The following is a 13,057-nucleotide window of genomic DNA, read 5'->3' as shown; positions in this document are numbered from 1 at the left end:
ACACTTTGACCTTCCCGTTTGATATCAAGGCCACCGATGGCCGCGCCCGTACCGGCGTCCTGAAAACCGCACGCGGTGACATCCGCACGCCTGCCTTCATGCCGGTTGGCACTGCCGCGACGGTCAAGGCCATGACGGTCGATCAGGTGAAGCAAACGGGTGCCGACATCATCCTCGGCAACACCTACCACCTGATGCTGCGCCCGGGGCCGGAGCGCATGGAGCGACTGGGTGGCTTGCATAAGTTTATGCGCTGGGACAAGCCGATCCTGACGGACTCCGGCGGCTTTCAGGTCATGTCCCTGTCGGGCATCTCCAAGCTGACCGAAGAGGCTGTGACCTTCTCCAGCCACATCGACGGCTCCAAACACGTTCTGACGCCGGAACGCTCGATCCAGATTCAGGCCGACCGTCTGGGCTCGGACATCGTGATGCAACTGGATGAGTGCGTGGCCTATCCGGCCGAAGAAAAGCGCGCCCGTCAGGGTATGGAACTATCGGCCCGCTGGGCTGTGCGTTCGAAGAACGCTTTCGGCACCCGCGACACGCAGGCCCTGTTCGGCATCCAGCAGGGCTCGACCTATGAGAACCTGCGCCGCGAGTCCTCCGAGCGCCTGCAGGAGATCGGCTTTGACGGCTATGCTATCGGCGGCCTCGCCGTCGGTGAAGGCCACGAGGCCATGTGCGAAGTCCTCGACTATGCACCGGAGTTCCTGCCAAAGGACCGTCCGCGTTACCTGATGGGCGTGGGCAAGCCGATCGATCTGGTCGAAGCCGTCTATCGCGGCGTCGACATGTTCGACTGCGTTCTGCCGACACGCGCTGGCCGTCACGGTCAGGCGTGGACGTGGGATGGCCCGATCAACATCAAGAACGCCAAGTTTGCCGAAGACGAGAGCCCGCTGGACCCGATGGTCCCCTGCTCTGCCTCGCAGGACTATAGCCGCGCCTATCTGCACCACCTGATCCGTGCCGACGAAATCCTCGGCAAGATCCTGCTGAGCTGGCACAACATCGCCTTCTTCCAAGCCCTGACCGCCGCCATGCGCGAGGCCATCGAAAAGGGCGAGTTCGAGCAGTTCCGCAAGGACTTCCGCGCCCGCCACCTCAAGGCCTGATCGAATTGAAAAAGGGAGCCAACCGGCTCCCTTCTTTTATTAGCGGCGGTTGAATCCTGCGGGTGCCGCAGGGGGTGCACAGTTCTTTTGCTGGCCGATCCCCTTGAGGAAGGCGCGTCGTTGCAGACCCGCGCGGACCGCTGCCTTCACCTGTTCGCTATGACGATGAGCCCCCGTCAGACGACGCACCCACGAACGGGCCGGAATGAAGTCGGTGACAGTGTCGCGCACAGCATCCAGTGTCGCATCGGCGGCGGCATCCGCTGCCTGATCGCCTACAGCAACATCTTCGGCAGCATTGGTGACATCAAGGTCCGGACCCAGCGCCTCGTCGAGACGGGCGATCTCGGCACCGATAGCGGCGCACCGCCCCATGCCTGATACACTGTAAGGTGCGGCAACCGCCTCATTCAGAACAGCGGGAATCTCTTGGCGGACCAGATTAAGGTCTTCTAGCGGTGCCTGCAGGGCGCTGCCTAGTCCGGCATTGACCTGATCCACGCCCCGCACGGCAGACGAGGTCGCGCCGGTCGTCGCGCATGCAGATAGCGACAGGCCTGCGACCACGAGAATAGCGATTTTTGAAGATGTCATGGCGAGGATAACCCCGCCTCGCCAGGGTTCGTTCCAGCGTGCGTCGACAATGCTCAAACCGTTGTCGTAAAATGATAACAGCGCGAAGGAAGATCAGATTGTCTGGAAACAGAACAGGCTGTTTACAGTGGTACGCCCCCTCGGGCTCGAACCGAGGACCCTCTGATTAAAAGTCAGATGCTCTAACCAACTGAGCTAGGGGCGCACACTGTAAAAACAACCACTTAGCTGCCGATCCGTGGAGAACCGCGGCGACCGCTCCGTGTGAGGCGGCTTTCTGTTGGATTCCGCCTCGTTGGTCAAGGGCCTCTATGCCCGCCGTCGACAAAAAACGTGTTTTCCATGCGTTTTTTAGCGCTCGAGCAGAAATCAGACCCGATTTTCAGCTGTTGCGGACAACAGATAACAGAAGTCTTTGTTTTAAGGCGCATTAGAATCGAACCGGCGGGCCGTGATTCTCGACTCACCATCGTGGACGCTAGCAAACGCACCTCATCAACAGGCACACCGCAAGTTGTGCCGTTGGCTGTCATCACTTCATAATCCATTCATGGCAAAGTCTGCACAAACCGCGTGGGTTAAGTCTGGAACCGCCTCCCCTCAGCCCGCGTTTCGGTTCTTCAAGAGTCAAAAATGAACATGCGCATGAAACTCCTTTCGATCCCCGCTGCCCTCGCCGTTGTGGCAAGCCTGTCTCTGGCCGCGTGCGATAACCCGCAGCAGCCTTCCGAGCCGGTCGTGACGGAAGTCGAGGAAATCGAAGAGGCTACTCCGGCAGCTGCCGAACAGGCTGCGCCTGCAGCGGCCGAAGTTCCGGCTCCGGCCACCGACGCTGCTCCGGTTGAATCGGTACCGGTCGAGCCGAAGTCCTCCGAAGAGTCGGTTCAGCCGGAAAGCGAAACCCTCTTCTATTGATGACAGTCGGGGGTGCTATGCGCCCCCGTCATACTTTGACGATCTGACGCCGCGATCCCCTCGCGGCTTTTCGGCTTAAGAAACGGGGTTTGGCTTTGAAAATCGGGCTTCTTCTTTGTGGCGGCGCGGTGAGCGCTCTCATGGGGTTCACATCCCTCGCCCACGCCGATGTTCCCCGAGCCGACGTCCGTCCCGCCGAGGGCGTGACCTTCCCCGACGGCCTGCAATCCAAGCTGGAGCGGGCCGTGGGCGAAATTGACAACGCCCCCCAGTCCGAACTCGAAGCGCGCCGCCGCGCGCGCTCCGCGCAGGAACTGGCCGTCGCTATCCTGAATACCGAAGGCTACTACCGCCCAGTAGTGACCACGGCGGTGGAGGAAAATCGCGCCATTGTTCTGGTCGACCCCGGCCCCCAGTTCGTCATTCGCGAACAAAAACTGGTGTGGACCGACGGTGTGCCGCGTGACGTGGCTACCGTGCCTTCGGCATCCACAGCCGCCATTCAAGCCACGCCCGACGCCGCTGGCGGTCGTCAGTCTGTCGCGCCCGAAGACAGTTCTCTCGATACCGACGATGATGGCGAGGTGCGCATTCCGGAGGGCATGGCCGAAGCTTCGGGTGACATTCCCTATGTCCGCCTCGGCGCTGCCCCTGTTCACCCCGAGATCGATATCGTCGCCAAAACCCGCGACGCCGTAAAGCTAGAGGATGGCACCCCTGCCCGCCTCGAGCCGGTACTGGCGGCCGAAGCGCGCGGTGTTGTGGTCCTCAAGAACAACGGCTTCGCCTACGCCGCCGCCGACCCTCGTCTGCTGGAGATCGAAGATGTTTCGTTGTCGCGCACTACGGGCGAACGCGCGACGCTGGATACTCCCGACGCCGATATCGTTGTCGATCACCAGATGCGTCCCGAGTTCCATCTGGACCCCGGCCCACTGGTCAGGCTGGAGCGCAACATTCGCGGCGACATCATCAGTCGCCGTCGCCCGGGCGACCGCGCCAACGAGAACGCGCGCGTGCCTACCCGCACGCGCAAGGAATTCGTCGAACGCCTGATACCGTGGAAGGACGGCGACATCTACTCGCCGGAGGCTCTCGCAGAGATGGAGCGCCGTCTGGTCGATACAGGCGTCTACGCCTCGGTCGATGTCAGCCTGCCCAACGGTAACTCTCCCGAAGTCCGCACCGCGACCGAGGTTACAGTCCCGATCTCGGTCAGTCTGGTGGACAAGAGCCGTGACCAGATCGACGCTCGCGCTACCTATGCCACCGACGACGGCTTTAGCGCGGGTGTGTATCGTAATCGCCTGAACCGCAGCGGACGCGCAGAGACCCTGACCTATGGCGGACACTGGGGCTCGATCGACAGCCGCCTGGGTGCCGAATACAGCCTGCCGCACTTCCGCCGGGTGAACCGCACCCTGCGCCTCAGCGGATGGCTGGTAAATGAAGATACCGACGCCTATCAGCGTCAGGCCGTGACCTTTGGGGCCGACCTGAACCAGCGTTGGGGGCCGAACTCGTGGTTCTCGTACGGGATCGGGCTTGATGCCGGTCGCTATCAGGAACTGCGATACGACCCCATTGATGAGCACGCGATTGCTATGGACCGCAATCTCGCAATTCTGACCCTGCGCACATCGGCGCTGCTGGACCGGTCCGATGACCTGCTGGACCCGACAGAGGGTTGGCGTGTTTCCGGTTCGCTGCAACCGACCATCGTGGCGGGCGAGGACAACGTCTACTTCCTGCGCGGACATGCCGAGGGCTCCGCCTACTACCCGATTGGCAGCGCCCGTAGCACCATTCTGGCCGGTCGGCTCAAGCTTGGCAGCATTGTCGGCGGTAACGAGCTGAATGTGCCGTCGGACCGCCTGTTCTACTCGGGTGGTGGCGGCTCGGTTCGCGGCTACTCCTATCAGAGCATCAACCCCCGCCTGCCGGACAACACGCCCCGCGGGGGCGTCAGCCTGTTCGAAACTTCTCTCGAAGTGCGCCATAACATCGGCGAAAGCTGGCAAGCCGTCGGATTTATCGACGGCGGTGCCACAGGCCCGGACGAAGCCCCCAACCTCGGCAATATGCGCTATGGCGCAGGCGTCGGTGTGCGTTACAAACTACCGTTCGGTCCGGTTCGGGCCGATGTGGCCTTCCCGCTCAACAAGCGTGAGGGCGACTCCAGCTTCCAACTCTACATCAGCATTGGCCAATCGTTTTGACCGATCTGCCGCCGGACACGCCCGAATCCGAAACGCCTGACTCCGCAAGCGACGCGGCGACACCCTCGCCTCGCGAAAAGGCCAAGCGCAAGCGTTCCTTGATCCGCACGGTGGCCGTGTTCACCGGCATTGGCATGGGTGCCCTCGTCGGCATCGGGGTCATCGCCCTGGTCGGCGGCCGCTATTATCTGGTGTCTGACGCGGGGCGCGAACTGATCACCAGCTTTGTCGCCGGCAAGAAGATCGGTCGCTATGGCGCGATCAATGTCGAAGGCGTTCGCGGCGATATCTTTGACGACTTCACGATCCAGCGCGTCACAGTAACGGACAAGGATGGCGTGTGGCTGGAAGCCCGTGACGTTCACGTGGACTGGAACTATTGGTCGCTTCTGGTCAAACGCTTCCATGCCGATGAAATCACGGCCAAGTCGATCCACCTGATCCGCCGTCCTGAACTCGAACCAAGCCTAGAGCCCTCCGGCCCGCAGGCGCTCTCCATCGACATCGACGAATTCGCCGCTGACGTCGAACTGATGGAGGACTTCTCCAAGGAATACGGCAAATGGCGGCTGTCCGGCAGCGCGGGTCTGCCGCGAACCGGCAACAAAGACATCAAGTTCGATGCCCTCAGCCTCAGCCGGCCGGGTGACTTCCTCAAAGTTCAGGCCGTACTGAGCGACAAACCCGAAGATATCCGCCTGAGCCTGCAGGCGCAGGAAGCCAAGGGCGGACCTCTGGCTGGCAGCCTGGGTTATTCGCCGGACCAACCTTTCTCGGCGACGGGCCTGATGGATGGCCGCAACGTGCGCATGGTGATGACCACCGGCGAGTTCACGCCCTTGCGCATCAACGGCCACTTCTCCGAGGCCAACTCCTATATGTCGGGCTATGTGAACTTCTCGGGTTCCGACCTGATGGAGCCCTTCATCCAGCGCTTTGGCCGCACGGCCAGCATCGGCCTTGCGGCCGCGCCTGACAGCAAGCGCGAGGGCTATCAGGGCATGGCATGGAAGCTGGTGGCAGAGAACATCACTTCTACGGCTTCGGGGTATGTCCGCACGACTGGCGGTTCCTATGCCGAAAATATCAAGCTTACGGTTCGCACCCCGTCCCTGACCCGTCTGGCAGGCACCAAGATCGGCGACGCCGCCGCCTATGAGGGCGTGTTCAGTGGCGACGCCAAAAAGTTCTCCCTCAACGGCTCGGTGGATGTGCGCAATGCCGAACTGGCGGGCTATGGCCTGAGCCGGCTCAGCGGCCCGCTGGGACTGGAAACCAAAGACCAGACCTATACGGTCAAAGGCCAGCTCGCCGGAGCGGGTGGCACAACCAAGGGCGTCATCGGCGGACTGCTGGGCAGCTCGCCTCGTCTGAACCTAACGGCCTCGCGCCTCAACGACGGCAACATCCTGCTGCAAGACGTTGATTTGAAAGGCTCGGCGCTCAATCTAACGGGTTCGGGCCGTCGCAACCTGATGGGCGGTCTGTCATTCAACGCAGACTTCGACGTCAACAATATCGGCGTCATCAAGCCCGGTGCGCGCGGTCGTTTTGGCGGCAAGCTGCGTGGCAGCATGCCCCGCTCCGGCGGTGCATGGGGACTGAACTTTGACGGTGGCGGCCGCGACTTCTTCTTCGGCATTGAAGAGGTCGACCGTCTGCTGGGCCGCTCGCCCAAGCTGAAGCTGAACGGCAGCCTCGCCAACGGCACGATCCACCTCACTGAAGGCAGCCGCCTCATTGGCGAGAAGGCCGATGTTGCGGCGAAGGGTACGCTCAAAGGCGACCAGCTCAATCTTGCGTTGGACTGGAAGGCACGCGGCCCGTTTGGCGTCGGTCCTGTCGCCATTGACGGCAATATGGCGGGCGACGGCTTTATCGTTGGCAAGCTGAACACGCCGCGCACCCGCTTCAACGCCGACTTCGAGAAAGTTGCCATCGGCCAGTTGATCCTCAACGCCGCCAAGATGGGACTGGAATTCAACGTCGGCGACGGGTCGTCGGACGGCTTCGTCACCCTGACAGGCATGAACCGAGGTCAGGCCGCGCGCGGTCAGGCCCGCTTCCGTCTGGGCAAGGACACCATTGCCCTCAGCGATGTGGATGTGAACGCCGGCGGCATCACCGCCAAGGGGTTCATCACCTTGTCGGACCTGATCCCGTCCACCGCCGACCTTGAAGTCACCGGTCGTCCCGGTGCCTTCATCCAGCGTGGCGAGGTTCGCGGCTATATTAAGCTGCCTGCCAATGCCGGTCCCGAGAGCGTGGATGTGTCGCTTCGCGCCCGCGATCTGATTTTGCGTGGCAGCAACATGCATTTCAGCCGCATCGAAGTGGTTGGTCAGGGCAATCTGTCGGCGCTGACGCTCAATACCAATCTGGTTATGACGGGCGAAAACCCGATCTCCTTCCAGGGCCCGCTGGTTTACCGCCGCCTGAGTGACGGCCACCGTCTGGAAGGCAGCGGAAATGCGGTTATTCGCGGCATCCGCGCTCAGCTGTTGCCCAGCACCTTTGTGGAGCGACGTGGTGATACCAATCGCGCACTGGTTGCGGCACAGCTGGGCGACGGCACGGCCACACTGGCGCTGGACCCGCGCCCGCTCGGTCGTGGCCGCACGGGCTGGGATGCCAAACTGAACCTGCAAAATGTACCGCTCAAGTCGCTCAACAGCGACCTGCAGGGCTTGATTACCGGCACGGCCAATCTGTCGAACACCGGCGCACCGTCACTGGATGGGGGTGCCGACGTGGTCTTCTCCAACGCCGGTAGCGCAAGCGTGCGTGCGGACCAGAACAACGTCCTCGTAGACGGTCGTCTGATCGCGGACCTGCAAGCCCGCGAGATGAACATCCGCGCCTGCGCCGCCTACGGCAACCGCGGCGGCATTTGCGATCCGCGCAATCAGGCTACTCAGGGGGCTCTCGCCCTGCTGGACCTGACCCTGCCGATGATCAACCAAGCCAATCCGGCCAAGCTGGTTACCGACGAAACGCGCAACCTGTCCGGCGATCTGAAGATCAATGGCGAGATCAAACCGCTGTGGGATCTGGTGGACGGTATCGACCGCAAGCTGGAGGGCAATCTACGCGCCAACGTCACCCTGAGCGGTCGCGTGCGTTCGCCGACCATCGTCGGCAACGTTGCGCTGACCGACGGCAAGTTCAACGAAGGCTCTACCGGCCTGCGCCTGAAGGACGTGTTCCTGAACGCCGACTTCAATCAGGAAGGCGTCCGCCTGTCCCGCCTCAGTGCCAAGGACTATGGGAATGGCCAGTTGTGCGGCTTTGGTACCTTGTGGTTCGAGCGCCGTGGTTCGGCCCTGCCCAATACCTTCAACGAGACCTTCACCTGCGATCTGGTGACCGACAACCGTCTTGGCGGCAACCGCAATGCCGATGCCTCGTTGGGTAACCTGACGCTGGGTCTGAAGAACTTCCGTCTCGTCGAGAACGACGTGGCCACTGTGAACACCAGTGGCACGGTGCAGGTGGAACGCTATGCCCGCGCTATCACCCTGCGCGGCACATTGAACGTGGACAAGGCAGAGATTACGCCCAACCTGCCCGGCTCCAACGGCATCATCCGCGCGCCGGTCACCGACCGCAACGCGGTGCGCCGTCCGGTGGCCACCCGCTCACGTTCGGAGGCAACCCCGCTGCTGTCCACCCCGATTGCTCTGAACGTCAATCTGACGGCGGACGAGATCGAGGTACGCGGTCGCGGTCTCGATCTCCTGTTGCGAACCGATGCCCGTATTCGCGGCACACTCGCCTCGCCCGAGCTCTCGGGCACGGCCAATGTAGTACGCGGCGATTACGACTTCGCCGGCAAGCGCTTCACCTTCGACGACGATGGCAGCATCACCCTGTCGACCGATCCGGCGAAGATACTGCTGAACCTGACCGCAACCCGCGAGGACCCGTCGATCACCGCGATCATCAAGGTGACCGGCACGGCAGCCAGCCCGAAGATTGCCCTGACCTCAGAGCCGGAACTGCCGCAGGATGAAATCCTTGCGCGGGTCCTGTTCGGGCGCTCGGTCTCGCAGTTGTCGGCTCTTGAGGCTGCACAACTGGCCTCCGGTGTGGCATCGCTCGCAGGGGGTGGCGGCCTCGACATCATCGGCAACCTTCGCGAACTGGCTGGTCTGGATCGCCTGTCCTTCGGCGGCGAGGCGTCCAATATGACCATCGCCGGTGGACGCCGTCTGGGCAAAAACCTCTACCTCGAGATCATCGGCGGCGGCGAAGCCGGTGCGACGGTGCGGGTAGAGTGGCAAGTCCGGCGCAATATCGCTGTCACCTCTGCCTTCAGCGGTGACAACACCTCCAACATCTCGATCCGCTGGCGTCGCGAGCGAGACTAGAGGCTAAACAAAAAGGCCGGGCAGATCGCCCGGCCTTTCTTTTGGATCTTAGAGGATTTCGAGCACCGTCTCCAGCGGACGACCGATCCTCGCCCCCTTGGCGGTCTCAACGATAGGGCGTTCAACCAGCACCGGACTGGCAATCATGGCCGCACGGATCACATCGTCCGATGCCCCATCCGCCGCCAACTGCTTGGCCTCGTCCTCGCGCATACGCAGCATGCCGGCAAAACCCTTCCCCGTCGACTTGGCCAGACGATCCAGAGTAGCCGCATCCCACCCCGTCTTGAGATATTCAACGACGGTCGGCGTGATGCCTTTTTCCTGCAGCAGTTCAAGCGCCTTGCGCGACGTGGAGCATTTCGGGTTGTGATAGATGGTCGCGGTCACGGCGTGTCCTTCCGATAGAGTTGGCAGAAACGTCCTCCGCGATAGGCGGCAAACAGCATCACGACAAGCACCGGCTTCATCATCAGCAGGATCAGGTTCTGAGGCTCCAGTGCTGCGGCCCTCACGTGTTCGTTCTGGATACCGAAGAGAGTTACCAGGACAGTAAAGGCGATGATGCACAAGCACGTCAGCGGCATGGCCGTCCCCGGACGACGCCATTGCCAGATTCCCAGCCCGGCGCAGAGGCCCACCACCGCTACGGTCATCCCTCCGCTGAGCCAGACGAATATGTCCGCGACACGCTCGAAGATCACCTGGTCGATGGCCGCTTCATCAAGCGTCACCGGCCCTTTAACCCGTCTCAGTTCGGCAATGACCTCTTCACCGGAAGGCCGCAGGGCAAGAAAGGCATAGACTGTGTAGATTGCGCGGCTTGCGACAGCCGCGCAGGCCACTCTGGCCATAAACCGAGCTTGCGCATACGTGGACGGTGCATGGAGGAACGCCCGCCAGACGGCAAAACCCGCTGATTTCACTGTAGTTCCCCCGCCACGAATAGCGGCGGTGTTAAAGCGCTCGATCAAGCTTTGCAATAAGTCTGAGCCTGTCGGCTCGGGCCCTACTGTGCGCGCGCCAGATAGAAGGTCGCCCGCAGAGCGCCGACATGCAGTGCGGCGCACACCACCAATACAGCCGCCGTTCCCCATGCAAAGGCGGACGATAGCCCGCCCGCGGCCATGGGTGCTCCCACCATTAGGCCCACCATCAACGAAGACAGTTCATACAGAGACCAAGCCACGCCGAAGGACGGCAAAATGCGGTTCGGCTTGCGCCACTGCACCCAGCCAGCGGCCGCTGCCACCACCGCCATAAATATGCATAGCCCTGCCGCTGCCCCTCGCGAGGCTTCGGGTTCGGACCCCATCCCTGCCAGTATCGCCGTCGCCAATACTCCCAGCGTAACAGCCCACAGCACGAACCCTGTCACTGAACAGGCCTGCATCGACTCGGCCTGCTGGCGCGATTCGAGAGATGCGAACGGGGATACAAAACGACGGTTCATGCGCGACTCCGGCCTTCAAGAGGTAAAACCTATCGCTGCACTGCACGGATTCCCATCCGCCGCGCCATAAATCATCGCTCCTTCACCTTTGTTCTTCGGGCCTATAGGCTGCTGGATATGGAGCTGCATCCGAACGACGAACGCGTCCTTGCTGCTCTGGCACCGCGTGCCGGAGAGTTGATCGAACGGGCTATCGCGTGGGTTAACGTGAACTCGGGCAGTCGACACACTGATGGCCTGCTTGGCGTGCTTGATGCGCTGGAACTCGCCTTTTCGCCCCTGCCCGCAAAGATCGAACGTGTAGGTACGGCGACATCGACATCGGTGGCATCGGACGGTTCGGTAACAACCGACCACTATGCCCCTGCGCTGAAAATCTCATGCCGTCCTGACGCCCCTGTTCAACTGGTTCTGACCGGCCACTATGACACGGTCTTTGACGCCAGCAGCCCGTTCCAGACTCTGAGCGTCCGTGACGATGGCGCGCTGAACGGGCCGGGCATCGCCGACATGAAGGGCGGTATCAGTGTGATGCTGGGTGCCCTCGAAGCGTTCGAGGCCCACCCCTTGAAAGACAATGTCGGCTGGACGGCCCTGCTGTCGCCAGATGAAGAGATCGGATCGCCGGGCTCCGCACCGTTGCTGGCTGAACTCGGCGCCAAGGGCCATATTGGCCTGACGTATGAGCCTTCCCTGCCCGATGGCACACTGGCGGGTGAACGCAAAGGCAGCGGCAACTACCACCTGATCGTCAACGGCAAGGCCGCCCACGCGGGCCGTGCCTTCCACGAAGGTGCGAATGCCATTGCCGCCGCCGCCATCATCGCCACCCGCCTGCACGCTCTGAACGGCCAGCGCGAAGGTGTGACGGTCAACGTTTCCAAGATCGACGGCGGATCACCGCTGAACGTCGTGGCCGACAATGCCGTGGTGCGCTTCAATGTGCGCGTGCCCGATGCCCAGTCTGCTTCATGGGTGATCGATGCCATTGCCGAGATCACATCCGAGCCGCCATTTGCAGGCATCAGCTTGCACCTTCACGGCGGCATGACCCGCGCGCCCAAACCGATGGATGCTAGCCAGACCGCCCTGTTCAACGCGGTGAAGTCGGCGGGCGACCTGCTGGGCCAGTCTATCCGATGGCAACCCTCGGGCGGCGTTTGCGAGGGTAACAACCTGCACGCTGCGGGCCTGCCCAATGTCGACACGCTGGGCGTCATAGGCGGCGATATCCACTCCGATCAGGAATATGCGTGGCCTGACAGCTTCCTTGAGCGCGCCCGCCTGTCTGCCCTTATTCTCAGCAAGATCGCGTCTGGTGAAATCGATGCGAAACGGCTGAAAAAGCTTCGTCTGGAGACCCTGTAAGCCATGCTTATTGTTCGCCCCGCTATGCCGACGGACCTCGACGACTTGATGGAACTGGCGATCCTCTCGGGTCCGGGTTTCACCAGCCTGCCCGAAGATGCCGATGTCCTGAGCGAGCGTCTGGAGACCAGCAAACAGTCCTTCAGTGGCGAACTGCCGTGGGAAGAAGCCTGGTACACCCTGATGCTTGAAGATGGCGACACAGGCGATGTCGACGGCATCGGCGGCGTCAAAGCGACCGTGGGTCTGAAGCGTCCCTTCTTCTCCTTCCGCCTCGTGAACAACATCACCCAGTCGCCCTCGCTGGGCGTGAAGATGAACCACCAGACGCTGGTGCTGGTGAATGAATGCGCGGGCTGGTCAGAGGTGGGCTCGCTGTTCCTCAAGGCCGACCGCCGTCGCGGGGGCGCAGGGCGCTTGCTGGCCCAGTCGCGCTATATGCTGATGGGCACGCAGCCTGATATGTTTGCCGAGAATGTGCTGGCGGAGTTGCGCGGCGTTTTCACGCCGGACGGGGCATGCCCCTTCTGGGATCACGTCGCACACAAATTCTTCCCGATGGACTTTGACGACGCCGACCGGATGACCGGCTCGACCGACAAACAGTTCATCCTCGATCTGGCCCCGCGCCACCCTATCTATGTCGAGCTTCTGCCCGAACCGGCCCGCGCGGTGATCGGGAAAGTCCACCCTCAGGGCGTGCCCGCCATGGCCTTGCTGGAGTCCGAAGGGTTCCGCCCCAACGGCCTAGTCGACATCTTCGATGCCGGCCCCACCGTTACCTGTGGGCGCGACAACATCCGCACCGTGCGCGATGCCCGCCCGCTTAAGGTCCAGATCGGTCACGACATTCAGGCCGACCTGCCCGCCCTGATTTCGACCGATAGTCTGGCCAAGTTCCGCGCCGTGCGCGTGAAGGCCGACCTGCAAGCCGATACCGTCACCATCACCGCCGACGCCGCCACCGCCCTAAAGGTCAAGGCTGGCGATACCGTCCGCGTTAAAGTCTGAGTTGCCGCA

The 13,057-nt window shown here is 62.2% G+C and carries 10 protein-coding genes and 1 tRNA gene; 6 read left to right on the top strand and 5 right to left on the bottom strand.

What is annotated here, in order from left to right; translation table 11 throughout:
* Positions 1–5 precede the first annotated feature (5 nt).
* On the top strand, positions 6–1,118 hold the full coding sequence (tgt, locus tag LOX95_RS03930; protein WP_242913168.1) for a tRNA guanosine(34) transglycosylase Tgt: 1,113 nt from the start codon (positions 6–8) through the stop codon (positions 1,116–1,118).
* Positions 1,119–1,157: 39 nt separating this feature from the next.
* Here the strand turns inward: tgt and LOX95_RS03925 are convergent, their stop codons facing one another.
* Positions 1,158–1,712, bottom strand: coding sequence for a hypothetical protein (locus LOX95_RS03925; protein ID WP_242913167.1), 555 nt, complete (start codon positions 1,710–1,712; stop codon positions 1,158–1,160).
* A 128-nt stretch (positions 1,713–1,840) separates the two neighbouring features.
* Positions 1,841–1,917: transfer RNA gene (locus LOX95_RS03920), tRNA-Lys, on the bottom strand.
* Positions 1,918–2,357: 440 nt separating this feature from the next.
* Here LOX95_RS03920 and LOX95_RS03915 point away from each other — a divergent pair.
* The 3 genes from LOX95_RS03915 to LOX95_RS03905 all read left to right on the top strand — a co-directional run bounded on the left by LOX95_RS03915 (position 2,358) and on the right by LOX95_RS03905 (position 9,216).
* Positions 2,358–2,627, top strand: a complete 270-nt coding sequence (locus LOX95_RS03915) for a hypothetical protein (protein WP_242913166.1) — start codon at positions 2,358–2,360, stop codon at positions 2,625–2,627.
* A gap of 140 nt (positions 2,628–2,767) precedes the next feature.
* A complete protein-coding gene (locus tag LOX95_RS03910) occupies positions 2,768–4,846 on the top strand; it encodes an autotransporter assembly complex protein TamA (protein WP_242913165.1) in 2,079 nt (692 codons plus the stop codon).
* Complete coding sequence (locus LOX95_RS03905; protein WP_242913164.1) at positions 4,843–9,216, top strand: translocation/assembly module TamB domain-containing protein; 4,374 nt, start codon at positions 4,843–4,845, stop codon at positions 9,214–9,216. Before LOX95_RS03910 ends, LOX95_RS03905 begins: the two co-directional genes overlap by 4 nt.
* 48 nt (positions 9,217–9,264) lie before the next feature.
* On the opposite strand, the gene arsC is transcribed toward LOX95_RS03905, so the two are convergent.
* Genes arsC through LOX95_RS03890 form a run of 3 tightly spaced genes read right to left on the bottom strand, consistent with a single transcriptional unit; the run spans position 9,265 to position 10,669 of the window.
* Positions 9,265–9,606 carry an arsenate reductase (glutaredoxin) gene (gene arsC, locus LOX95_RS03900; RefSeq protein ID WP_242913163.1) on the bottom strand — a complete coding sequence of 114 codons (342 nt, stop codon included), beginning with the start codon at positions 9,604–9,606 and terminating at the stop codon, positions 9,265–9,267.
* Positions 9,603–10,190, bottom strand: coding sequence for a hypothetical protein (locus LOX95_RS03895; protein WP_242913162.1), 588 nt, complete (start codon positions 10,188–10,190; stop codon positions 9,603–9,605). Before LOX95_RS03895 ends, arsC begins: the two co-directional genes overlap by 4 nt.
* Positions 10,191–10,225: 35 nt before the next feature.
* Positions 10,226–10,669, bottom strand: coding sequence for a hypothetical protein (locus LOX95_RS03890; protein WP_242913161.1), 444 nt, complete (start codon positions 10,667–10,669; stop codon positions 10,226–10,228).
* A 117-nt stretch (positions 10,670–10,786) separates the two neighbouring features.
* Between LOX95_RS03890 and LOX95_RS03885 the strand changes: the two genes are divergently transcribed.
* Positions 10,787–12,037 (top strand): hydrolase, encoded by a 1,251-nt coding sequence (locus LOX95_RS03885; protein WP_242913160.1) that lies wholly within the window; start codon positions 10,787–10,789, stop codon positions 12,035–12,037.
* Between the two features lie 3 nt (positions 12,038–12,040).
* Positions 12,041–13,048 carry an arginine N-succinyltransferase gene (locus LOX95_RS03880; RefSeq protein WP_242913159.1) on the top strand — a complete coding sequence of 336 codons (1,008 nt, stop codon included), beginning with the start codon at positions 12,041–12,043 and terminating at the stop codon, positions 13,046–13,048.
* The last annotated feature ends 9 nt before the right edge of the window (positions 13,049–13,057 follow it).

It is taken from the genome of Brevundimonas pishanensis (assembly GCF_022750635.1).
Classification (GTDB): Bacteria; Pseudomonadota; Alphaproteobacteria; order Caulobacterales; family Caulobacteraceae; genus Brevundimonas; species Brevundimonas pishanensis.
The sequence above is the reverse complement of the archived record's forward strand: the minus strand, read 5'-3'. Positions and strand labels throughout refer to the sequence as shown.